Here is a 23,757-nt window from a genome sequence, read left to right as displayed (position 1 = left end):
ACACTTTAATCGATACAAAAAAACCGATGAGCAATTAATCCCTCAAGCTCATCGGTCTGTTTTTTTTTCATCGTACAAAATATTAAAAATGTGGGTCGTCCGCCGACGACGAGTTAAGTCAAATATTATTTTTCCAAGATTATATATGTGAATCTTTAAAAGTATGCATGTTTAAAACTCACCAAATGGTTAAACCATCTCGCGAGCAGATTAAAATTTCGGACATAAAGTATATTAGTTATATAATGCTCACTATCCGTAAATTAGTTAATCCTTCAATCAACAAAGCTATAAGTCACTATTTACGGTAGTTTGTAGAAACGCCTGACCAATTACAGGTATATATAACTTTTGGGACAGCAAAGGTACAAATATTATTGTAACTACCAAAATAAAATGGATGTTTTTTACAAAAAAAACATCCATTTCCCTTTAAATATATAATTAATTCCCAATTACAAAGCAAATTCCATGAGATTTACCCATTATTTCGAGCAATCCACTATCACAAGCAATCCTGCAATCATATATTAGATAAAGTATGAACAAAAAATTGAATTTCGCAATAATATAAAATTTATTGTAGCCCGCTTAATACAGAAAATCTATATTAATCATCTTCCCAATTACGAGCCTTCCATGTTGCATCTTTATAAGATGCAAATAAGCCACAAAATCCAACTATCATTCCAAAAATATTCCCAATTGAATTATCAAGATTATCTATCAAAAAATCATTAATGACAAAATTGATTTCAACAATTATTAATGCTAGTGACAATCCTACCATTGCAATTAAAAATAATTTTTTCATACTTCAGTAAAAAATAAAATTCAACTATAAGATTAACTTCATTTGCAAAGATACAATTTTTTTTAAAACATCCAAATATTCAAATAAGTATTTTTTGAGTTTAACATCATTTAACTATAAAAATATAGATAATTAGGCAGGAGCATGGGAATTAGTTCCCCATAAGACCTTCCCGTTATTAGGGCGGCTTAGAAACTTGCGCTCGTTAGAATATGCCCATGCTGGGCGAACAAAAAAAAAGAGAAAAACAAAACTTGTTTTTCTCTTTAATCTGTGACTTCGCTGGGATTCAAACCCGGAACCTTCTGATCCGTAGTCAGATGCTCTATTCAGTTGAGCTACGAAGCCAAACCGTAGAATTTGCAAATCAAAGAAAAGTGACTTCGCTGGGATTCAAACCCGGAACCTTCTGATCCGTAGTCAGATGCTCTATTCAGTTGAGCTACGAAGCCATATTTCTGAATTGCGAGTGCAAAGGTAGCACTATTTTTTGAAACCACCAAATATTTTAGCTATTATTTTTTGATTTTTTTTAATCGAATTCCGAATTCTTTTAAAGCACTTGGTCTAACTCCCTTATACATAAGGGCTTCCAGACATTCTCGAGATTCCTTCTTTCTACGCAGTAATAAATTCAAATCGAGCAAATTAGTAAGATAATCAATATTCATCGTATCAAGTTCATATGCTCTTTGATAATCATAAGCGGCAGTTTCAAGCATATTCCGCTCTTTTTCCATACCTGCTCTTGCTGCAAAAGCCACAGCACTGTCAGGATTAGCTTCTATCAGCATATTAATCTGATCATAAGCTTCTGTATAGTGCTTATCTTTTTGATTAAGAAGTGCCAACCCAAGCTGAGCTTCAAAATTACCAGGAACCAAAGTCAACAAATTCTGATAATCCAAACGTGCAAAATTATATCGCATCATTTTATCATTCACAAAAGCACGATAAAAAAGTCCTGCAATATTAGTAGGATCAATATAAAGCACTTTATCCAAATCATCCTTAGCATATTCCCACTGCTCCAGTTGTATATTCCATGAAGACTTCTTCAACCTGAGATCTATACTATCAGGATGATAAGCTAAAGCCTCTGTTGCAGCTGCCAAACTATCACGAAGTGGATTACGATAAGGTTGTACCGTTTGGTTTTGTATTCGCTGGTTAAAAGAACTCATTTGAGCCATGCCTTTCATACCGCCCACAACACTTAGCAAATATAAGAGGAGAAACTTTTTCATATTATACCATTTACTATTAGACTCTACACCATAATATTCGTAGACTGCAAAGGTACAAAAAAAGCGGAACGAAATAGTCTCCGCTCCGCTTTGTTATCATTTATATTAAGAAATTAAGCATTCTTTATATAATTAGTGATCCACTGACCTACTTCAATGGTACCATACTTTGCGCCACCTTCTACCTGAATTTCTGGTGTACGCACATTCTCATTAAGAGACGCATCAACAGCCTGACGGATTAAAGCCCCCTCCTCTTTCAGACCAAAATGCTCGAGCAACATAGCAGCACTTAAAATCTGAGCTACAGGGTTTGCAAGGTTCTTTCCGGTAGCCTGTGGCCATGAGCCATGAACAGGTTCAAATAAAGGAGTATGTTCACCCAAAGATGAAGAAGGCTGAAGTCCCATACTTCCAGTGATACAACTTGTCTCATCTGTAAGGATATCACCAAAAGTATTTTCTGTAACGATAACATCGAAGAATGTTGGTTCAGTTAACACACGCATAGAAGCGTTATCAATAAACATATAATCTACGTTAACTTCAGGATACTGCGGCTCCATTTCTTTCGCAATCTGACGCCATAAACGAGAAGAAGCCAAGACATTCGCCTTATCAACAACAGTAAGGTGCTTATTGCGCTTCATTGCAAAATCGAAAGCTACCTTAAGAATACGCTCTATTTCTGGTCGATAATAAATATCAGTATCATAAGCCTTATCATTATCCTGATACTTCTCGCCAAAATACATACCTCCAGTTAACTCACGGATAACGACAAAATCTGCGCCCTTAAGTAGTTCATCCTTCAATGGACTCATATGAAGCAATGTGTCGAAAGTTGCAACAGGACGTACATTGGCAAACAGTCCAAGCTTTTTACGCATAGCTAGAAGTCCTTGCTCAGGACGAACTTTTGCAGTAGGATCGTTATCAAAGCGAGGATCACCTACAGCAGCAAAAAGAACAGCATCTGCCTCCATACAAGTCTTGAATGTTTCTTCAGGAAATGGATCACCAACCTCATCAATAGCATGTGCGCCACAGATAGCTTCCTTATATATAAAGTTATGACCAAATTTTGCTGCGATGGCATCCATAACAGCTACACCTTGTTTCATAATTTCTGGTCCGATACCATCACCGGCCAATACCGCAATTTTTAAATCCATAATTAATATTTTATGATGTACTAATACAATGTTTATTCCAAATTCAAATTTCTTGGAGAAGGATTGTTTATTGTACTTTCGTTGTTTTCTACCATATTAAGCATTTTGAGTGTTGCTTTGATAGCAGCCTCAGTCTGATCAGCATCCAATCCTCGTGTTCTCCAAATTTTATCACCTTCACGCCAGGTTATTACAGTCTGTACCAAAGCATCAGTACGCCCACCTGGTGGAATACTTACAGCATAATTGTCAAGTGCAGGAAATGTGCGATGCAACTTATGTTTGTAAATAGAACGAAGTGCTTTAACAAAGGCATCATACTGTCCATCACCAGTGGCATCCTCTTCATACTCTTCACCATTAATACTTACCTTCAGACTGGCTATAGGCTTTAAGCCATAACTAGTTGAAACCATGTAACTTACCAGTTTCACTTTATCTTCTGGTGCATTATGTTTAAGAACATCACTAACAATATATGGTAAGTCATCAGGAGTAACCAGTTGTTTACGAGCCCCAAGTTCTGTTATGCGTTTAGCAACAGCCTTAGTCTGTTCTTTAGTCAGTTCTAAACCGAAATCAGCCAAGTTTTTAATAATATTGGCTTTACCAGAATTCTTTCCTAAAGCATATTCACGATGGCGACCAAATCTTTCTGGAACCAAAGCATTAGCGTAAAGATTTCCTTTATTATCGCCATCAGCATGTACCCCTGCAACCTGTGTAAAGACATAATCACCTACGACAGGTGTATTAGGAGCAACAGCAATGCCACTATAGCCCGCCACCAAATGACTAGCATCAACCAAAGCGGTTTCATCAATATTATCTTTATAGCCCATTTGGTCTTTAATCATTACATGAACAGACGACAAAGGAGCGTTACCACACCGTTCTCCCAAACCATTCACGGTAACGTGTAGACCAGTACAACCCGCTTCCAAAGCTGCTAAAGAATCACCGACAGCCATATCATAGTCATTATGCGCATGAAAATCAAAACGTACACCAGGATAACGGCTAACCATATCATGAAGGAATTTATAGGCATTCAAAGGATTCAAGATACCTAAAGTATCAGGCAACAAGAAACGTACAATACCTTCATCTTTCAAGCCATCCATCATTTGATAGACAAATTCAGGACTATTAATCATCCCCTGCGACCAGTCTTCGAGATATAAGTTAACCTTCATATCCTTTCTATGAGCATAACTGATAACCTCCTTGATATCTAAGATATGTTCACGAGGAGTTTTACGCAACTGCTGTGAACAGTGTTTAAGCGAACCTTTAGCCAGCAGATTGATAACTTTACCACCACACTCATTAATCCAGTCCACAGACTTCATTCCATCCACAAAGCCGAGAACCTCTACACTTTCCAAACGGTCGATGCTTTTTGCATAATTACAGATCATGCTAACAGCATCTTTTTCACTTTCAGATACTCTCGCCGAAGCCACCTCAATACGATCGACTTTGACTTCAGAGAGTAACTGACGCGCAATCATCAACTTTTCGTGAGGCAAGAAAGAGACACCATTGGTCTGTTCGCCATCACGAAGGGTTGAATCGAGTATTTCTATTTGTTTGCTAACTCCCATGCTTCGACCTTATCTCTATTTTGGACCAGGAAGTCTACATCGTCCAGTCCATTTTCGAGGCAGTGCTTCTTGTAACCATTGATTTCAAACTGTTCACTGTGACCTGTTGTCAGATTCGTGACAGTCTGATTAGGCAGGTCAACTTTCACCTGAGCTTGATGATTACCATCAATAGTATCGAAAAGCTCTTTCAAGAAATTTTCACTTACCACTACAGGTAACACCAAGTTATTCAACTCATTATTCTTATGAATATCTGCAAAGAAGGAACTAATTACGACACGGAAGCCTGCACCTGCGATAGCCCATGCGGCATGTTCACGAGAAGAACCTGAACCAAAATTTTTACCAGCCACTAAGATAACACCACTGTAAGAAGGGTCATTCATCACGAAATCAGCCTTTGGAGAACCATCAGCATTGTATCGCCAATCACGAAAAAGATTTTCACCCATACCCTTTTTATCAATCGCCTTTAGAAAACGAGCAGGTATAATCTGGTCTGTATCTACATTTTCCAGAGGAAGTGGAATACAACTTGATGTTATTACGTTAAATTTCTGTTTCATTTTGATGTGCATTTGAATGTGAAAAGATAGAATTACATGAACTCACGAGGGTCTGTCAACTTACCTGTAATAGCAGAAGCGGCAGCGACCAATGGACTAGCCAAAATAGTACGACTACCTGGTCCCTGACGACCTTCGAAATTACGATTTGAAGTACTTACAGAATACTTGCCCGCCGGTATTTTATCATCATTCATAGCAAGACATGCAGAGCACCCTGGTTGACGAATTTCAAAGCCTGCAGCTTCAACAATTTTATCAATTCCTTCTTCACGAATCTGCTTATCAACCAACCATGAACCAGGAACCAACCAAGCTGTCACGCCTTCAGCCTTCTGATGTCCTTTTACAATTGAAGCAAAGGCACGGAAATCCTCAATACGTCCATTCGTACAAGCACCAAGGAATACATAATCTATCTTATGGCCTAAAATTTTCTCACCAGGTTTAAAACCCATGTAATTCAAACTCTTTTTGAAAGAAGCCTGTCCCTCAGCATCGATTTCATCGAGTGTAGGGATAGTATCATTGATACCAATACCCATACCAGGATTTGTACCATATGTAACACGTGGTTCAATGTCTGCAGCATCATAGTTAAGTTCACGATCGAATACTGCATCATCACCACTCTTCAGTTTCTTCCATTCTTCTACAGCCTTATCCCACTCTTCTCCCTTAGGAGCATATTCTCTACCCTTGATATATTCAAAGGTTGTCTCATCAGGAGCAACAAAGCCACCACGAGCCCCCATCTCAATACTCAGATTACATAAAGTCAAGCGGCCTTCCATAGACATATCCTTGACCACATCACCAGCATATTCTACGAAATAGCCAGTAGCGCCTGAAGTAGATATCTGAGCCATGAGATAAAGTGCTACATCCTTAGCTGTTACACCTTTTTTAAGTTTACCATTGATATTAATTCGCATACTCTTTGGCTTAGACTGCAGGATACACTGTGATGCCATAACCATCTCTACTTCAGAGGTTCCTATACCAAAAGCAACTGCGCCCATCGCACCATGAGTAGAAGTATGAGAATCACCACAAACAATCGTCATACCAGGCAAAGACAAGCCTTTCTCTGGACCAACGACATGTATTATACCATTGTCCTTTGAATTCATTTTGAACTCAGTTACACCAAATTCTGCACAGTTTTTGTCGAGTGTATCTACCTGTCGTTTACCAATAGGATCCTCGATAGGTTTGTCTTGATCATGTGTAGGAATATTATGGTCAGGCATACAGAAAATTTGATCAGGGCGAAATATTTTAAGTCCTCGCTCACGCATACCTGCAAAAGCCTGTGGTGAAGTCACCTCGTGACAATACAAGCGATCAATATAAAGTTGTGTCGGACCGTCTTCTACGATCTGAACTACATGTTTGTCCCAAATCTTGTCAAATAAAGTATTCATATATAATCTTGTATTTATTATTTCTTAAATTTATTAATACAATCGATATAAGCCTCTACTGAAGCCGTTACGATATCTGTGTCTGCACCAAAGCCATAATATACATGACCATCGTATTCTACCTGCATGTGCACCTTACCAACATCATCACTTCCTTTATCAATAGCTTGAATTGTAAACTCCTTCAGCGTCATGCGCTTTGTGATGATTTTCTTCAGCGCACGTATAGCAGCATCTACAGGACCGTTTCCGGTAGCAGCTGCTTCAAACTTTTCACCAGAGATATCCAAGCCTATACTGGCAACACTGCGAACGCCTTTACCCGTAGTAACCTGTAGATAATCAAGAGACAAAGCATGCACAGAAGCATTGTCTGCACCTGCAAGCATCAGCACATCATCATCAGTTACCTCTTTCTTCTTATCTGCCAAAAGAAGGAATTGCTTATATAACTTATCAAGCTTAGCATCATCGTTGACTGTTATACCATTAACTTCTAAACGGTATTTTAAAGCGGCCCGACCACTTCGAGCTGTAAGTACAATAGCGTTATCATCAAGACCCACATCTTTAGGATCCATAATCTCATAGGTCTGAACATTTTTAAGCACGCCATCCTGATGAATACCCGAAGAATGAGCAAAAGCATTACGGCCAACAATAGCCTTATTAGGCTGAACTGGCATATTCATCAAACTAGACACCATACGACTGGTAGGTACGATTTTGGTTGTATTAATATTAGTATCTATTCCGATATGTTTATGGCATTTAAGAATCATCGCAACTTCTTCGAGCGAAGTGTTACCAGCACGCTCGCCTATACCATTAATAGTAACCTCAACCTGACGGGCACCATTTAGAACACCTTGTAAAGTATTGGCAGTAGCCATACCTAAGTCATTGTGACAGTGAGTAGACAAACGAGCTTTATCCACTCCATCTACATGCTCCATCAAATACTTAATTTTAGCACCATATTCATCAGGCATACAATAACCTGTAGTATCTGGGATATTCACCACAGTGGCACCAGCCTTAATAACAGCCTCAACAACGCGAGCCAAATACTCATTATCTGTACGACCAGCATCTTCAGCATAAAACTCAACATCCTCAACATACTTTTTTGCATACTTGACAGCAGCAACAGCACGCTCTATAATTTCTTCACGATTGGAGTTGAACTTATATTTAATATGAGAATCGCTGGTACCAATACCGGTATGTATACGTTTATGCTTAGCATATTTTAGAGCTTCAGCAGCACAGTCGATATCCTTCTCTACCGCACGTGTCAGTGCACAGATTGTAGGCCACGTTACAGCCTTAGATATTTCAACCACAGAATTAAAATCACCTGGAGAAGAAATTGGGAAACCAGCTTCGATAACATCGACACCTAGCAATTCCAACTGTTTAGCCACCTGAATTTTCTCTACTGTATTCAGCTGACAACCAGGAACCTGCTCGCCATCACGAAGTGTTGTGTCAAAAATGTATAATCTGTCACTCATAATAATATAATGTTTTTATTAAGTTCAAATTAAAAAAGCCTCTCGCACCCGCAATCGGAAGTGTGAAAGGCTTTTGTATTTCTTACATCAGAGCTACAAGCACAAATCTTCACTTCCGGCCACTCGTTGTAGTCGAATTCGAATAATAATACTTAGTAGAATCTGATTTTTTGCCATTTTTCGGTCAATTTTAAATTTCGAATGCAAAGGTAATGAATTAAATTGATACAAACAAACAAATTATAACTTTTTTGCTATATTTCCTTTCAGTTTCGCATTATTTCTTTTATAAAGCCGTTAATATCATGTAATATATTCATATATAAAACAAAATAGCAGTATGTAAATACAAAATTCGCCATTAAGAGTTACCCCTTAATGGCGAATCTAATTTACCTATAAAAAAATATTTGATGTTTAGATATTAACCTTCACTTTTGCCATCAAATTAAAGACCTGTAAATCATTAAATCCAAATTCTGTCCAAAGGTAATCTACAAATTCTGGAGTTACACCGATTTGCACTGTATGCTTAGGATTACAGTTGAAAAGTAAATCACAACCAAGCTTACCTGTCACTGCAGAATTACTATATGGTGAATACTTAGACCAACCATAACCAAGACCAGCAAATGGCTCAACTTCAAATATACGAGAACTCTTGTAAGCCATCGGACGAAAACGTATCTTAGATGAGAAATTTCCTAAAGAAGAACGCGTACCTGTAGCTGGTGCAATATTCAAATCTACACCAAGTCCTATCAGCTTATTTATGTAATAGCCTCCACTAACTTCCAAAGCACCCATAGTTTCGCTATCACCATTGGTAACAACATCTATTCCGCCGCCCAACTGTACATACCATCCTTTACCACGCTGAGCATTTGCATTCAGAACTCCCAAACTTGTTAAACAAAGAGCAAACAAAACTTTACCCCAAAAAAATTTCATACTTGAATCTTTTTATATTAATAAACTTGAAATAATTCTGACTTGCAAAAGTATAAAAAAAAGAACAATTCGCAAAAAAATATTCTTTTTTCCTTATCTAGCAAAGAGTTCAAAGTTAGACTCGTGTACCACCGTTTTAACCATCTTCCTAAGTATCGACAAAGGATGCCCTGGATAATGTTTATCAAAGCCTTCCTTTTCTGAGAAATTACGAAGTATTGGGTGCTCATAATTTGAAGAATAAGGGTCAGCATTCCATTTCTGATTTCCATTTCTATTAAGCCAACCTTTTTGATCCAGCACCTCTCGTATTTCACGTTCTCTTCGCCCTATATTATCAATTTCATTAAAAGTACCTAAAAGTTCAAGACAACAATCATACAAATCAATATGTAACTTCACTTTGTAAGATGTTCCACCTGAATCTAAAATTGACTTTAAAATCGAATAAATATATCGATTACCATCATCAGTAATTCCATTACCAACTTCCACTAAGCCTTGTGTGTCTTCCAAAGTCTGATGAATACGCAGAATTAACAATTCAACATCGTCATAAGGCATTGCTTGAACACGTTTAATGGGGTAAGCTAGCAGATTTACTTCTGCCTGATTAGACATATATCCATAAGCAACAGCATCTACAGGGCTTTTTGGACGCTCAATTTCATAAAAACCTTTGGGTAATTCTAAAAATTCTGTTATTTCCATAATAGTGATTATTATTATTCGGTTGGTATTTTCTTCATTTTGTTAATGATACACTATAATCGGTTAACGCAGGCAAATTTAAAAAAAATATACAAAATAAGCATACTTTTTAAAATAAAAATTCTCTATTTTTTTAAACAGACAAAAAAGTAAAATTCACTTGAACTCAATCTAAACACCAATATAAAAAAATACCCCCATAAATACTAATCTTAAAAAATTATCATACTATTTAAACCAACAACCCAAAATTTTATCTAATTTATTTTGTGAATTCATATTGATTCTAAAACTAAGACTTTAGCATTAGATTTATACATCTTTGACAACAAAAAATAATATAGCCACAAATTACTAAATTCACAAAAAAAATAGCTATATTTGCAATTTGTAAAAAACAAAAAAATACATGCCAACAAATCGTAAACAACGTAAAACATCTGCTCCTATCGATAATACGTATGGGCATCTGCAGCCACAGGAACCTGAGGTGGAAAAGGTTGTACTGGGTGCGCTCATGATTGACAATGATGCATTCTCAGTAATATCAGAACTGCTTAAACCAGAAACGTTCTACATACCTGCTCACCAGAAGATATACCAGGCAATACAGACACTCAACATGAATGAGCAACCTAGCGACTTTATTTCGGTTACCCAGCAGCTAAAAAAAGATGGCAATCTGGAGAAAGCCGGTGGTGCAGCTTATGTCACAGAACTGTCTTCACATGTTACCACATCTGCACGTATTTCTCACTATGCCAAAATTTTAGTACAGAAATATACCGCTAGACAGTTGATTTCATTTGCAGGTAAAATTGAAACAGGCGCATTCGATGACAGTGTAGACATAGATGAACTCATGCAACAAGCAGAAGGAGGCCTCTATGAGATATCACAGAATAACATGAAGCAAGACTACACGCAGATTGACCCTGTTATCAAAGAGGCACAAGAAATTCTACAACGTGCTGCAAGTAACAGTGGAGGTTTGACAGGTATTACCACAGGATATACAGATCTAGATGATGCTACTTCGGGTTGGCAGGCATCCGACTTAATTATTCTAGCAGGACGTCCAGCCATGGGTAAAACATCTTTTGCACTTAGTTTGGCCAAGAATGCAGCTATTGACAATAACATACCAGTAGCCTTCTTCTCTCTAGAAATGAACAACGTTCAGTTAGTAAACCGTTTAATTAGCAATGTCTGCGAAATTGAAGGTAAAAAGATACTGAACGGTAACATGGATCAACAAGACTGGCAGAGACTTGATGTAAACCTACGTAAAATGCAGGGTAAGCCACTATACATTGACGACACTCCGGGTCTCTCTATTTTTGAACTACGTACCAAAGCTCGCCGACTGGCGCGTGAGAAAGGTATAAAAATGATAATGATTGACTACTTGCAGTTAATGAATGCCAATGGTATGCGATTTGGAAACCGTCAGGAAGAGGTTTCTACGATTTCACGATCATTAAAAGGTCTAGCTAAAGAGTTAAATATACCAGTACTCGCCTTATCACAGTTAAATCGTACTGTAGAAAATCGTGAAGGCATTGAAGGTAAACGCCCACAGCTGAGCGACTTACGTGAATCTGGAGCCATTGAGCAAGATGCCGACATGGTACTTTTCGTTCATCGACCAGAATATTACCACATTTATCAAGATGAAAAAGGAAATGACTTACACGGCATGGCCCAAGTTATTATCGCAAAACATCGTAAAGGTAGTACAGGCGATGTACTGCTTACCTTTGAAGGCCAATATACTCGCTTTTCTAATCCTAGTGATGTAAGTATGGGGGCACTCCCGCCAACTATGGGAGGCGAGATATTGGGTTCTAACGTGGGCGCAGCCCCAGGTGCATTTCCACCACCAGACCCTAATGGTGGCGGAGGACCACTTCCCTTCTAAGACTTTTGAAATATATATAAAAAAGGCTGACGAAACTAATCGTCAGCCTTTTATATATCGATAAGCAAAATTACTTATCAAGTTCTGCATCTTTAGTTCTAGGATCAGCCTCACCATAACGGCCATAATAAGCCTGGTAGCGATTGTAACCCCAGTTTGCCTGCTGCTTATTAGGATCAAGCTCCTTAGCCTTATCAAGGTGCTTAATAGCCTCATCAAAGATGACATTACGTGTAGCCTTAACCATTTCATTAGAAGCCTTAACATTCAATACTGTACCAAGGTAAGTATGAACAATAGGATTCTCTGGCTGAACTTCTACTGCCAACTTCAAATAGTGGATAGCATCCTTCTCATTGTTCTCTGAGATAGCAAGCATACCAAGATCAGCAAGAGCAACAAAATTCTTAGGATTCTTAGCAAGTGCATCATTCAATACCTGTTTAGCACCAGCCTTATCCCCCATACCAGAGTATGTATTGTACAGTTTATCCAAAATTACATCATTATCAGGATATTGAGCCTGAAGTTCCTTCAATTTACCAATATAGTTCAAAGAATCTTCTTTAGTCTTCAAACCATCACCCATGATAAGAAGTTTCAAGTTAAACGCATTCTTAAACTCAGCAGTATCCTTCATAGCAACCTCTACATAACGGTTAGCAGCATCAAGTTTTTTAGCCTGATAAGCATAAACTGCAGCGAAACGAGCAACCTGGCCACGATAAGAATCTTCAGCCTTACGCTTATCCTCACCAATGCTCTTAAAGAGATCAGAAGATTCTGAATCGAGGAAAGTACCCCAATACTTCAACACATTATCAGCATCCTGCTTCTGTGCAGCAGCCTGACCACCATTAACGAGATCAGTATGTACAGGCCAAAGACGATCAGCCAAACCCGTATACTTAGGTTTTACCTTACCTTTTTCATTAGGCTCTGCATCATATTTAACACATTCCTGAGCAGCGTTAAGAGCATCAACAGCAGCATTATACATACCAATAGTATCATAAGCCTGGTTCTTATCACTCTGCTTCAACTGATCATTCATTTGGTTTTGTGTAACAATCTTGCTTTCATTGTTATACTTGTTCATAGCCAACTCGACCAACTGATTATAAGCCTTAGCCTTTTCAGCAGCATTTGCAAGATTATTGAGGTTCTGCTCCAAAAGAGCCTTAGCCTCAGCATAAGTGCCAGCCTTCAAGATCTGCTTCAATGCTTCACTGTCACCAGCAAAAGCTGTGCTTGCTCCAAGAAGCATTACAGCTGCAATCATTACTTTTTTCATAACTTTTTAATTTTAAGGGTTATTGTTATTTATTTTCTAATTCTATTCGATTTCCAAGTAAACACACAAACCCGATATCAGTTTTATCAGGTCTATACCTTATATATTATGTACTTAACTCGAATACCTAAGAAATGTTGTTTTTTCGAACAAAAAATTTTAAGAAAATTCCCCTATCACTTGATTTTCATCAAATGACAGGGAATATCCTTATATTATTCGAAATCTACAGGAGTATTATCATCTGAAGTATCAGCTTTAACCTCCTCATCATCAGCAGATTCTACTGTTTCTACAGAAGCTGCACTACCAGTAGTATCAGCTTTGATTTCTTCAGATTTCTTAGCCCACTGAGCACGACTTTCTTCTTCTACACTTGCTTCAAGTTCGCTACTCATTACCTTACATACACTAGCAATGATATCGTTCTTTTTAGAAAGGTTAATGAGACGAACACCCTGAGTAGCACGACCCATAACTCTTACATCAGCCACAGAAAGACGGATAGCAATACCACTCTTATTGATAATCATCAAGTCATTCTCATCAGTTACATTCTTAATAGCAACCAAGCGACCTGTTTTCTCAGTAATAGCGAGTGTCTTTACGCCCTTACCACCACGGTTAGTGATACGATAGTCTTCTACTTGCGAACGTTTACCATAACCCTGCTCGCTGACAACCATAACTGTTTCAACATCAGCATTGTTAACAGGTACCATTCCAACTACAGCATCATCATCACCATCGAGTTTCATACCACGCACACCAGTCGCAGTACGACCCATTGTACGTATAGTATTCTCATGGAATCGGCACGCACGACCATTACGGTTAGCGATAATCAGTTCATTCTCACCATTAGTCAGACGTACATCAACCAATTCATCACCCTCAGCAAGGTTAATAGCAATTACACCATTAGCACGAGGACGAGAGTAAGCCTCAAGACAAGTCTTCTTCACAGTACCATTCTTAGTAGCAAAGATGACATAATGACTATTAATAAACTCTTCGTCAGTAAGTGTTCTCAATCGCAAGAATCCATTAACAGCATCATCCTTTTCGATGTTCAGCATATTCTGGATAGCACGACCCTTAGAGTTTCTGTCACCTTCTGGAATTTCATAACACTTAAGCCAGTAACAACGTCCTTTCTTTGTAAAGATCAGCATTGTCTGATGCATTGTTGCTGGATAAATATTCTCAGTAAAGTCTTGTTCGCGAGTACGAGCGCCCTTACTACCGACGCCACCACGAGCCTGTTCACGGAAATCACTTAGCGGAGTACGCTTAATATAGCCCAAGTGGCTCACAGTGATTACAACAGGATCATTTGGATAGAAGTCCTCAGGATTAAATTCCTCTGAAGAATATTTGATTTCGGTACGACGAGCGTCACCATATTTTTCTTTTACCTCGAGGAGTTCATCCTTCATCACCTTCTTACAAAGTTCAGGATCGCTCAATATCTGATTATAGTAATCTATCATGCGCTCCAACTCTTCATATTCAGCATGCAACTGATCCATACGTAGACCTGTAAGCTGACTAAGACGCATATCAACGATAGCCTTACTCTGCAGTTCATCCAGTTCGAAACGCTGTTCCAAGTTACGCTGAGCATCAGCAGGAGTTTTGCTTGCACGAATAATATGTACTACTTCGTCGATATTATCACAAGCAATAATTAAGCCTTCAAGGATATGAGCACGTTCCTGCGCTTTCTTCAATTCATACTGAGTACGTCGGATAGTAACATCGTGACGATGCTCCACGAAATATTTTACACAATCTTTCAGACCGAGCAAACGTGGACGACCCTTTACAAGAGCAATACAGTTAACAGAGAAAGAACTCTGCAAAGCTGTCATCTTGAAGAGTTTATTCAAAATAACGTTAGCATTGCTGTCACGCTTCAAATCGACAACGATACGCATACCCTGACGGCCAGATTCATCATTGACATTAGAAATGCCATCGATTTTACCTTCCTTAACGAGTTCTGCAATATATTCGATAAGCTGAGCCTTATTGACACCATAAGGAATCTCAGTAACAACAATTTTGTCATGATTATCATCGCTCTCGATTTCAGCCTTAGCACGCATTACCACACGTCCACGACCGGTTTCATAAGCCTGACGAACACCTTGTATACCATATATATAAGCACCAGTAGGGAAATCAGGAGCTTTAATATACTGCATCAGACCATCGAGATCTATATCAGGATTATCAATATAAGCACAGCAACCATCAATGACCTCACCGAGATTATGAGTAGGAATATTAGTAGCCATACCAACGGCAATACCATTAGCACCATTTACCAACAGATTAGGAATTTTAGTAGGCATCACACTTGGTTCCTTCAATGTATCATCGAAGTTATTCGTCATGTCTACAGTATCCTTATCAAGGTCATCCATGATATGCTCACCCATCTTGCTCAGACGACACTCGGTATAACGCATAGCAGCAGGAGAGTCACCATCCACAGAACCAAAGTTACCCTGGCCATCAACCAGAAGATAACGCATATTCCAGTCTTGGCCCATACGAACGAGGGCGCCATAAACAGAAGAGTCACCATGTGGGTGATACTTACCAAGAACCTCACCTACTACACGGGCACATTTCTTATAGGCATTATTGCTAGTATTACCAATACCAAGCATACCATAAAGGATACGACGATGAACAGGTTTGAAGCCATCTCGTACATCAGGGAGCGCACGAGCCACAATAACCGACATAGAATAGTCGATATATGACTTTTTCATCTCCTCTTCAATGTTGATCCTCAAGATTCTGTCATTGTCAATTGTCTGATTTTCGTCCATTGTTTAAAAATATCTATTTTTCGTTGTAAAATTCACGCTAAGGCCCTTTATTTTCGTTCTAAGCGATTTCGGGTCTCAAAAACGAAGCAAATTTAATACATTTTTCTGAGATAGAAAAGCCTTAGAACGAAAAAAAATGGCTTATAGGCTATTATAAAATAACTAAGAACCCTTTCTCTTAAGTTTTTTTCTACGTTCATATAGCTCAGCAGAAGCAGTAAAGAAAACATCTCCACTCGAATTAAGAGCAGTTTCTACACTATCCTGTATCACACCGATAATAAAACCAACAGCTACCGCTTGCATCGCCACGTCATTTCCGATACCAAGAAACGAGCAGGCTAAAGGTACAAGCAATAATGAACCTCCAGCTACACCTGATGCTCCACAAGCACCTATCGTTGCTATAATACTTAAAAATAGAGCATGGTAGAAATTAACATCTACACCTACTGTATGCGCCACTGCAAGCGACATTACAGTAATTGTTACAGCAGCACCATCCATATTAATTGTAGCTCCCAAAGGAATACTTACAGAATAAAATTCCTCATCAAGGCCCAATCGTTTACAAAGCGCCATATTTATAGGTATATTAGCTGCAGAAGAACGAGTAAAAAAAGCATTTACCCCACTTTCTTTTAAACAGGTAAAAAGTAGAGGATATGGATTTTTCCGGATTAGAAAAAAGGATATTATCGGATTAAATATAAGTGCATTGATCAACATACACCCTACAAGAACAAGAACAAGATGTCCATAAGTTGTAAATATCTCCATGCCACTTTCAGAGACAGCCGAAAATACCAAACCAAAAATACCAAATGGAGCAAACTGAATAATCCACTTTATAACTACTGAAATTACATCTGCCAAACCGCTTACTAAATCAATAACAGCAGGTTTAGCTATTTTTTTCATGGCTAAACCTATTAAAACTGACCAAAACAAAATACCAACATAGTTAGCATTACTTACAGAAGCGACCGGATTACTTACCAAATTAATTAATAAGTTAACAAAAACATTTGACAGAGTACTAGGCATAGTACTATCTACCGTTTTTTTCCAGAAAAAGAGTAACCGGAAATAGCATACTAACCACGACGGCACACAAAGCAGCAATAAAAGTACTCAGCAGATACTGACCAATAACAACAGAGAATCGATTTCCCACACTACCCGTAGCCTTCGCTATACTTGAAGTTACCAATACAGCAACAAGTATTGGGGCTATAGCCTTCAAAGCACTAACAAAGATATTTCCAAAAACAGAAATACCACTCCACTCTGGTACAACAACCCCCAAAATAGCTCCTAAAACTAATCCAATACAAATACGAAGTACTAAACTAATATTGGTCCATGCTACCCAAAAACGTTTTAAATAAAACATGATTATTAAATGATATAAAAAGACATTTTAAATGTTTCAACATAAACGCTTTCAAAGGTAATATGATAAATTGTAACAAACAAATTATTTTCACGAAACTTTCAACTTTTCGAATATAAATAGGAAAACATATAATACCCCATTTCTGGATAATATAGTCATATAAAAAGTTGGCAATCTGAGATATTTTTTACATCTTTATTATTGATTTTCAATCACTTACAAAGTAAGCAAAAGAATAATATCATAGACAGGGTTTACATTGACTATGTAAAGTTCGAAGAGTTCACGATACATGGACAAAAATAATAAAAAAATGATTTACGGTTATATTAGAGTAAGCAGCGACAAACAGACGGTAGAAAACCAACGTTTCGAAATTAACAGATTCTGTGAGCGATAAAAAAGTCAAAGATTTAACACTTTTAACTTTACGAAACCGCAAAAATCACTAAAATGTGCAGAATTTGAGTTGTTATTATGACTTAAAATGGATGTTTCCTTCGATGGAGATTTTAAACTGCGACGGACTGTCGCAGTTTAACTTTGAACAACCTACTGGCTTTGGGGTATAAGTTTGAGGACGATGATAATACCATATTTATATTACGCGCGTGAGAATATGTCAAGAGGGGTATCGCGAACTTCTACCAATTCAGTCGTGTTGCTGATGTGAAAGAGAAAGAATGAGCTATCGGATAACTACTTCGGAGCATAAACTGGTGCTAATTTGCTATATCGGCATCTATTTTATAGTTAAATATACATAAAAACGTACCGTAATTACGGAAATGAATAATAAATGTGGTGTCCATTTCAGAAATTATTTGTTTTTTTGTAGCAAAATTACGATAATAGATAAAATATTGCGGTATGATACGAGAGTTTTGGGTAAAGAACTATCTTTCCATTCGCGACAAGCAGGAATTAAGCTTCGTGGCCAAGGGACCATCTTCGGAACTTGTCACCGAAGTTGCTGATGGTGTGTTCTTGTATAAGTTAGGCATCCTCTATGGTTCAAACGCTTCGGGCAAGTCGAATATGCTGCTTGCCATGAATGAGGTATTCCGTCTGTTGGTCTTGCCAAAGACGGATGCGGCAGTCGAAATTGGCGGTTGCATTCCCTTCGTGCTCACCAAAGATGAGCCAACGGAAATGCACGTGTCATTCTATGCCGATGGCACCCGATATGATTACAATGTCAAGTTCAACGGCAAGCACATTTTAAGTGAAGCCTTGTACTATTATCCAAACAAATCGAAATCGCTGTTCTATGAGCGCAGTTTTGTGGGCGAGAATGTACAGGCAGACATCAAGTTTGGTGCGAGTCTCAAACTGCAAGTCAAGACACAGGAAAGCATCCGTGAAAACACACTGAACAACCACAGTGTGTTATCTGTTTGCCGAAAGGCTGCCTTGAAAGAAGACATAGCTCCATTCAACACACTTCACGCTTGGATTATGGCCAATTATCACGATGTGGACGGCAATGTAGAAAAGGGACTTGTCGAGATCTTGAAAGATGCTTATAGTAATTCAAAGAAGCGTAAGTTCTATAATACGATGCTTCAGAAGGCCGACTTGAACATTCTGAAATATCGTCCCGTCGTAGAAGACCGCATTGTACCCAATGATTTCCGCGAGCGTATCCAGAAAGAGAATATCCCCGAGGAGATGAAAGATGTGCTTTTGAAGCCAACCACAGATTCCATCACCTTCTTGAACCATTCCGACAATGGTGACTTTGATATTCCGTTCAAATGGCAGTCAAAGGGTACTCAGAAGTATATCCGCATATTGGATGCCCTATACGACTTGATAACGAGTCCTCACGTGTACTATCTTGATGAACTGGGCGAGGATCTGCACAACGACCTGTTGTACTACTACCTCAACGTCTTCATCTTCAACTCCGATAAGTCGCAGCTGATTATCACGAGTCAGGAGACCACCCTTCTGTCACAGGATATGATAAATGAGAACCGAGGTGTGGTGTGGTTTGTCGAGAAGAACAAAGAGACAGCTTCATCCGAATATGCTCGTGGCGACTCCTTCGGCTTGCACAAAAACCTGTCGCTTTACAATTCATATCGTATTGGTCGATTGGGAGCCAAGCCAGAACTGGGCAGTATCTTTATAAACTTGGAGGACTGATATGGGAAAACTACGACAGACAGCACTCATCCTGGGTGAAGGGCCAACGGAATTTTTCTATTTCAAGTCCTTATGCGACGTGTTCAAACGTCTGACCATTAAACCAGACTATCCGAAGCATACCAACATCAAGGAACTGGAAGCCAAGATAGCTGAGGGCGTGGCAATGGGTTACAACCATATCTTCTGCATCATCGATATGGACACGAAGGACAAGGAGCCTGAGCGTTCCCAATATCAGAAACTAAAGGCAAAGTATGCCAAGCCTATCAACAAGCCCAAGAAAGGTATCTACTGCGAGGTGGAGTTCTTCGAGACTCACCGCTGCACAGAACTGTTCTTCCTATACTATTTCCGCTACACCTCACGTCCATACGAAGCACAAGAGCCTTTACTCAAAGACCTGAATCAATGTGTGGAGTATCGGAAGACGATAGAATTCTTCATCAAGACCAAAGGACTTCACGGTTACTTTGAGCGCAATGGTGGCAGTCTCGAAAAAGCTATCGCCAATGCCAAACGTTCAATGGATGAGAAACTGAAGAATGGTAGAAATTATACATACTCAGAGCTGGGGAGCTTGATGGAAGAGTTGAAAGAATTGGAAGTAGTGTAAACTATCGTTTGCTACAAAAAAATATTCGATTATGAAGAAAACGTTTAAGAAATATCTAAATGAACTTAAGAGCAATAAGTCATATTTGCAATATATAATAGCTTTTCTGTCTTTTGCTTTTATAATGACAAGCTATGAAGATGATCTGAAATGCTTGTTTGACGAAATGGTCATACCTATCCTCTCTGAATTTAAAGCAAATGCGTTTAGCTTCGTATTGGTTTGTATTTTGGTATTTGTTGTCGCGTCTGATATAAAGCGTAAATGGAGTTATCGTTATAGATTTGATGGTAGATGGACCTTCGTACTTTTCTGTATTCTATTCGTAACATTGAGATACCGTTTCACTGGATTGTACAATTATGTTCCATGGCTTTGGCTAGTGTCTTATGTTGACATTTGTATTGTTGCTGGACTTTCCTATCTCATTGTAGCCATCACAAATAAAATTAGGATAAACGCAAATAAACAAGATAGCCTATATACTCCAAGTGATGGAATTATCAGAGATTGGCCGATAGAAGGAAAAAATGAGGATATTTTAGATCTGGCAGAAGAGGCTAAAAAGATTGCTGGTGAGATTTTGTCTTTGGACAAGACTAAAACTTGGAGTCTGGCAATTACGGCTCAATGGGGCGCAGGAAAGACTTCATTTTTGAACTTAATCAAGGAGAATTTTTCTGGCAACGATTTTGAGATTGTATACTTCAATCCACGTGATAGTAAATCATATCAAACCATCCAAGAAGACTTTTTCAGTCTGATTACTTGTGTGTTGTCGAAATACGATAGCGGATGCAGCAGTGTAATGAAAGACTACATGTCATCTCTACAATTGATAGATAATAGAGGTGTAATTGAAAAAGTAGTGAGTTTTTATAGGATATGGGATAAGGAGGACTTAAAAGATAAACTGAAGAAGTCTTTTGCTCATATTGAGAAAAAGGTTTTAGTTCTTATTGATGATTTTGACAGATTGTCGAAAGAAGAAATACTTGAAGTACTGAAGTTGATAGATAGTAATGCGGCTTTTACTAATCTTGTTTTCCTGACGGCATATGATAAGAACCAGGTTAATAAAGCACTTGGAGAAAGCAATAATACAGATGATGCATGCTTTGTGGACAAATTCTTCAATTTTGAATTTGTTATTCCATCACGTCCGTATTCTTACATTACAAACTACATAAGTGACAAACTGTGCAGCAAGTTAGATGCAAAAACACACGAAGCATCTTCCATCAAGAAAACCTTAAATGATCTAGAGAACATTCTGAAGGAATACTTGCCAACTTTGAGAGATGCTAAAAGATTTATCAACCAATTCCTTATGGACTATAGGTTGGTAAGAGGCGATGTAAAACTATACGAATATGTTTTGGTTCAGTTGATAAAATATAAATATCATGACGAGTATACTAAACTATTCAGGAAGCAATTTATAGAAACAGGTGGGTTCTTCTCTAGTAGACAACGTTATTATTTGAAGAAGGATATAGATGAAGAATGCAAGATTAAATCTTTGCTTGTGAAATTATTCCCTAAACAAGATGAAAGAAGTGGATATCATGTCGAAACTTACAAGCATATCTTTGATGCACAAAGTTTTGACAACTATTTTGTAAACCAGATATATGGTACTATGCGTATCAGCGAGATGGAATCAATCTTCCATTGTACAACAACTGAGGCATACAGAAAGATTGATGAATGGGCAAAAAACGAGAATCAATTGAACGACATTATAGCTTATTTGTTATATCTTTTTAATAAGGATTTGTTTAGTAGTGGCGAGGCCTATCTAACATTTGCCGATGTCATTGCTTATCTTGCAGTTAAACGGCCTAAATCAAAGGCGTATTGGTTGTTTATGAGATTGATATCTCTCTCCTATCTTGAAGGCTATGACAGAAAGTATAATCTTGATATGGAAACCTATAAACAGCGGCTTTTGGAAATAATTTTAGATGTAGAAAAAGATAGTAATCTTCAATTAGCTAGACTTATTCATTCTGCCTTTCAAACTCATAAGATAAAAGAAGATGAACAACTCATCAAAGATGCTGATGTTTGGCCAAGTATAAAGAATCGGTTCCTAAAAATATGTCCTGAGTTTGATGATTTGCAGGTTATGAAAGGATGGTTGTATGATTGTATTGATCATATGGAACAGTCATCTCGTCGCATCATATTGGATAGAGATTGCCTTAATGCTTGCAAACAACGAATTATTGCTCATCCTGATATTTATTTTAATGGGTTTGTATTCTTAGGTGGTGTGTCACCTAATCCTGAATTCAACACAATCGCATGTGAGCCATTCTGGGGACAGATCTTTGGAAATGCAACAGAATTTGAAAAATTCATTTCCGATTGTGAAACTAAAGGGGTTGAGAATATGAACCTTGTTAGAAACTTTTGGGAACTGTACAAGCACAACAAATACAATCCGATAGAATTTGATAATCAAGGAAATGTCCAAGAAAAAATTGACTGCGGTTTGAATAAAGAGGCGAACTTGTTAAAGCAAGGCCAAAATATTTGGTATGCAATCAATTCATTAACTTGTATTACAGATGAATCGTCTCAAGAAGAAATAAAGGAACGAATAGGTGTTGTACATGAAGCTATAACAAAATTAGATGAGATTAATTTGAACATTGCATGGTTATTTGATATTAGGAAAGAACTTGGTTCAATTCTTAGCTCTTTGAATAGCCGATTAAAATAGGAGTATTAATCTTTGCTCCTTTGAAATTAGTTAGAAGAAAGGTATTACAGAGATAATAAATCAACAATATAAATCAAGATGCGACCTAATACTATTCTCAGATAATGAGAAGAGTATACTTACTCGCGACGAACTCCGTTGCAGACAGTCCAATGCATCTATGATGTCTGTATGCAGTGATGATATATATACAATTCGGATGAGAATGTAAGAAAGGAAAAGGCTGGAGGATTGTAAACAGTACGGAGAGGTGTTGCCTATGAGGAAAGGCATGTTGTACTTTCTCAGGAAAAGAAATAGAAGAAGCTTATAAATAGCAACATTTTTGACAATCGGGCGGAAACCACATCATTTCATCAGTTTCCGCCCGAAATCATATACACAGAACTAACTTGTCAAAATATCATACAATGACTTGTAGTCCTTGGCGACATCGTAGATGTAACCGTTATCGCTGATGGCTTTGAAGTGACGACGGGCACATTCGATTTTGCTTTCCTCTGAACCTCGGAGTTTAGAGCCCTGAAGGGCATTGTCTTTAGACTCAGCCACAATATAGACGTGCTTAACACTTCCTTCCTTGAAGGCGACTGCCCAATCTGGATTGTACTTTCCCATCGACGTATTGATGTAGAAGCCGTTTGGCAACTTCGTATAGGCAGCCACCTCGTTACGTGATTCCAACTGATTAGCGAAGTTCATCTCAATACCTTTTGAGTCAACTCCCACAAGGTCGTAGAGAGATTTGTGCGACTCCATAGCATTCACACCTAAACGATCT

18 protein-coding genes, 2 tRNA genes, 1 pseudogene and 1 riboswitch are annotated in these 23,757 nt (G+C 38.1%); of the genes and pseudogenes, 5 read left to right on the top strand and 16 right to left on the bottom strand.

The genetic code is table 11. The features are described from left to right. Positions 1-271 precede the first annotated feature (271 nt). Positions 272-368, bottom strand: a riboswitch (purine riboswitch). 242 nt (positions 369-610) lie between these two features. From L6469_RS02705 to L6469_RS02655, 11 genes are all read right to left on the bottom strand, one after another. Beyond that, positions 611-814 carry a hypothetical protein gene (locus tag L6469_RS02705; RefSeq protein WP_006283246.1) on the bottom strand — a complete coding sequence of 68 codons (204 nt, stop codon included), beginning with the start codon at positions 812-814 and terminating at the stop codon, positions 611-613. Positions 815-1,088: 274 nt separating this feature from the next. Continuing rightward, a tRNA-Arg gene (locus L6469_RS02700) sits at positions 1,089-1,162 on the bottom strand. A gap of 30 nt (positions 1,163-1,192) precedes the next feature. Beyond that, positions 1,193-1,266, bottom strand: a tRNA-Arg gene (locus L6469_RS02695). 63 nt (positions 1,267-1,329) lie between these two features. Further along, a complete protein-coding gene (locus L6469_RS02690; protein ID WP_006283247.1) occupies positions 1,330-2,061 on the bottom strand; it encodes a tetratricopeptide repeat protein in 732 nt (243 codons plus the stop codon). 113 nt (positions 2,062-2,174) lie between these two features. Next, complete coding sequence (leuB, locus tag L6469_RS02685; protein ID WP_006283248.1) at positions 2,175-3,236, bottom strand: 3-isopropylmalate dehydrogenase; 1,062 nt, start codon at positions 3,234-3,236, stop codon at positions 2,175-2,177. 32 nt (positions 3,237-3,268) lie between these two features. Then, positions 3,269-4,843, bottom strand: a complete 1,575-nt coding sequence (locus L6469_RS02680) for an alpha-isopropylmalate synthase regulatory domain-containing protein (RefSeq protein WP_006283249.1) — start codon at positions 4,841-4,843, stop codon at positions 3,269-3,271. Further along, positions 4,822-5,412: a 3-isopropylmalate dehydratase small subunit gene (gene leuD, locus L6469_RS02675; protein ID WP_006283250.1), complete on the bottom strand. Its 591-nt coding sequence runs from the start codon at positions 5,410-5,412 to the stop codon at positions 4,822-4,824. Before leuD ends, L6469_RS02680 begins: the two co-directional genes overlap by 22 nt. A 32-nt stretch (positions 5,413-5,444) precedes the next feature. Beyond that, a complete protein-coding gene (gene leuC / locus L6469_RS02670) occupies positions 5,445-6,839 on the bottom strand; it encodes a 3-isopropylmalate dehydratase large subunit (protein WP_027453737.1) in 1,395 nt (464 codons plus the stop codon). A 17-nt stretch (positions 6,840-6,856) separates the two neighbouring features. Further along, on the bottom strand, positions 6,857-8,356 hold the full coding sequence (locus L6469_RS02665) for a 2-isopropylmalate synthase (protein WP_006283252.1): 1,500 nt from the start codon (positions 8,354-8,356) through the stop codon (positions 6,857-6,859). A gap of 417 nt (positions 8,357-8,773) precedes the next feature. Then, complete coding sequence (locus L6469_RS02660; protein ID WP_006283253.1) at positions 8,774-9,307, bottom strand: outer membrane beta-barrel protein; 534 nt, start codon at positions 9,305-9,307, stop codon at positions 8,774-8,776. Positions 9,308-9,400: 93 nt separating this feature from the next. Continuing rightward, on the bottom strand, positions 9,401-10,018 hold the full coding sequence (locus L6469_RS02655) for a hypothetical protein (protein ID WP_006283254.1): 618 nt from the start codon (positions 10,016-10,018) through the stop codon (positions 9,401-9,403). Positions 10,019-10,427: 409 nt separating this feature from the next. On the opposite strand from L6469_RS02655, the gene dnaB reads away from it, so the two are divergent. Further along, entirely contained in the window at positions 10,428-11,939 is a 1,512-nt protein-coding gene (gene dnaB / locus L6469_RS02650) for a replicative DNA helicase (RefSeq protein ID WP_006283255.1), read from the top strand. Positions 11,940-12,009: 70 nt separating this feature from the next. Here the strand turns inward: dnaB and L6469_RS02645 are convergent, their stop codons facing one another. The 4 genes from L6469_RS02645 to L6469_RS14700 form a co-directional block, all read right to left on the bottom strand. Further along, positions 12,010-13,233, bottom strand: coding sequence for a tetratricopeptide repeat protein (locus tag L6469_RS02645; RefSeq protein ID WP_036858186.1), 1,224 nt, complete (start codon positions 13,231-13,233; stop codon positions 12,010-12,012). Positions 13,234-13,448: 215 nt separating this feature from the next. Beyond that, positions 13,449-16,079 (bottom strand): DNA gyrase subunit A, encoded by a 2,631-nt coding sequence (gyrA, locus tag L6469_RS02640; RefSeq protein WP_006283257.1) that lies wholly within the window; start codon positions 16,077-16,079, stop codon positions 13,449-13,451. Between the two features lie 162 nt (positions 16,080-16,241). Then, positions 16,242-17,126: a serine/threonine transporter SstT gene (gene sstT / locus L6469_RS02635; protein WP_262914324.1), complete on the bottom strand. Its 885-nt coding sequence runs from the start codon at positions 17,124-17,126 to the stop codon at positions 16,242-16,244. A gap of 4 nt (positions 17,127-17,130) precedes the next feature. After that, positions 17,131-17,475 (bottom strand): cation:dicarboxylate symporter family transporter, encoded by a 345-nt coding sequence (locus L6469_RS14700; RefSeq protein ID WP_262914323.1) that lies wholly within the window; start codon positions 17,473-17,475, stop codon positions 17,131-17,133. Between the two features lie 316 nt (positions 17,476-17,791). Between L6469_RS14700 and L6469_RS02630 the strand changes: the two are divergent. From L6469_RS02630 to L6469_RS02615, 4 genes and pseudogenes are all read left to right on the top strand, one after another. Beyond that, positions 17,792-17,875 (top strand): annotated as a pseudogene (locus tag L6469_RS02630) (recombinase family protein); the annotation flags it as partial. Between the two features lie 473 nt (positions 17,876-18,348). Then, positions 18,349-19,629, top strand: coding sequence for an AAA family ATPase (locus tag L6469_RS02625; protein WP_074802970.1), 1,281 nt, complete (start codon positions 18,349-18,351; stop codon positions 19,627-19,629). Position 19,630: 1 nt separating this feature from the next. After that, positions 19,631-20,245 (top strand): RloB family protein, encoded by a 615-nt coding sequence (locus L6469_RS02620; protein ID WP_006282656.1) that lies wholly within the window; start codon positions 19,631-19,633, stop codon positions 20,243-20,245. Between the two features lie 31 nt (positions 20,246-20,276). Next, a complete protein-coding gene (locus L6469_RS02615; protein ID WP_074802973.1) occupies positions 20,277-22,976 on the top strand; it encodes a P-loop NTPase fold protein in 2,700 nt (899 codons plus the stop codon). A 387-nt stretch (positions 22,977-23,363) separates the two neighbouring features. On the opposite strand, the gene L6469_RS02610 is transcribed toward L6469_RS02615, so the two are convergent. Then, positions 23,364-23,735 (bottom strand): type III restriction endonuclease subunit R, encoded by a 372-nt coding sequence (locus tag L6469_RS02610; protein WP_143067135.1) that lies wholly within the window; start codon positions 23,733-23,735, stop codon positions 23,364-23,366. Positions 23,736-23,757: the final 22 nt, after the last annotated feature.

This window comes from Segatella baroniae B14 (assembly GCF_022024235.1).
In the GTDB taxonomy this organism is placed as follows: Bacteria; Bacteroidota; Bacteroidia; order Bacteroidales; family Bacteroidaceae; genus Prevotella; species Prevotella bryantii.
Note: the sequence above shows the minus strand (reverse complement) of the source record. Positions and strands in the feature narration are given on the sequence as shown.

Excerpts from the sequence above, each read along its gene's own strand:
- L6469_RS02705 (WP_006283246.1), bottom strand. The coding sequence starts at position 814 with ATGAAAAAATTATTTTTAATTGCAATGGTAGGATTGTCACTAGCATTA.
- L6469_RS02690 (WP_006283247.1), bottom strand. The coding sequence starts at position 2,061 with ATGAAAAAGTTTCTCCTCTTATATTTGCTAAGTGTTGTGGGCGGTATG.
- leuB (WP_006283248.1), bottom strand. The coding sequence starts at position 3,236 with ATGGATTTAAAAATTGCGGTATTGGCCGGTGATGGTATCGGACCAGAA.
- L6469_RS02680 (WP_006283249.1), bottom strand. The coding sequence starts at position 4,843 with ATGGGAGTTAGCAAACAAATAGAAATACTCGATTCAACCCTTCGTGAT.
- leuD (WP_006283250.1), bottom strand. The coding sequence starts at position 5,412 with ATGAAACAGAAATTTAACGTAATAACATCAAGTTGTATTCCACTTCCT.
- leuC (WP_027453737.1), bottom strand. The coding sequence starts at position 6,839 with ATGAATACTTTATTTGACAAGATTTGGGACAAACATGTAGTTCAGATC.
- L6469_RS02665 (WP_006283252.1), bottom strand. The coding sequence starts at position 8,356 with ATGAGTGACAGATTATACATTTTTGACACAACACTTCGTGATGGCGAG.
- L6469_RS02660 (WP_006283253.1), bottom strand. The coding sequence starts at position 9,307 with ATGAAATTTTTTTGGGGTAAAGTTTTGTTTGCTCTTTGTTTAACAAGT.
- L6469_RS02655 (WP_006283254.1), bottom strand. The coding sequence starts at position 10,018 with ATGGAAATAACAGAATTTTTAGAATTACCCAAAGGTTTTTATGAAATT.
- dnaB (WP_006283255.1), top strand. The coding sequence starts at position 10,428 with ATGCCAACAAATCGTAAACAACGTAAAACATCTGCTCCTATCGATAAT.
- L6469_RS02645 (WP_036858186.1), bottom strand. The coding sequence starts at position 13,233 with ATGAAAAAAGTAATGATTGCAGCTGTAATGCTTCTTGGAGCAAGCACA.
- gyrA (WP_006283257.1), bottom strand. The coding sequence starts at position 16,079 with ATGGACGAAAATCAGACAATTGACAATGACAGAATCTTGAGGATCAAC.
- sstT (WP_262914324.1), bottom strand. The coding sequence starts at position 17,126 with ATGCCTAGTACTCTGTCAAATGTTTTTGTTAACTTATTAATTAATTTG.
- L6469_RS14700 (WP_262914323.1), bottom strand. The coding sequence starts at position 17,475 with ATGTTTTATTTAAAACGTTTTTGGGTAGCATGGACCAATATTAGTTTA.
- L6469_RS02625 (WP_074802970.1), top strand. The coding sequence starts at position 18,349 with ATGATACGAGAGTTTTGGGTAAAGAACTATCTTTCCATTCGCGACAAG.
- L6469_RS02620 (WP_006282656.1), top strand. The coding sequence starts at position 19,631 with ATGGGAAAACTACGACAGACAGCACTCATCCTGGGTGAAGGGCCAACG.
- L6469_RS02615 (WP_074802973.1), top strand. The coding sequence starts at position 20,277 with ATGAAGAAAACGTTTAAGAAATATCTAAATGAACTTAAGAGCAATAAG.
- L6469_RS02610 (WP_143067135.1), bottom strand. The coding sequence starts at position 23,735 with ATGGAGTCGCACAAATCTCTCTACGACCTTGTGGGAGTTGACTCAAAA.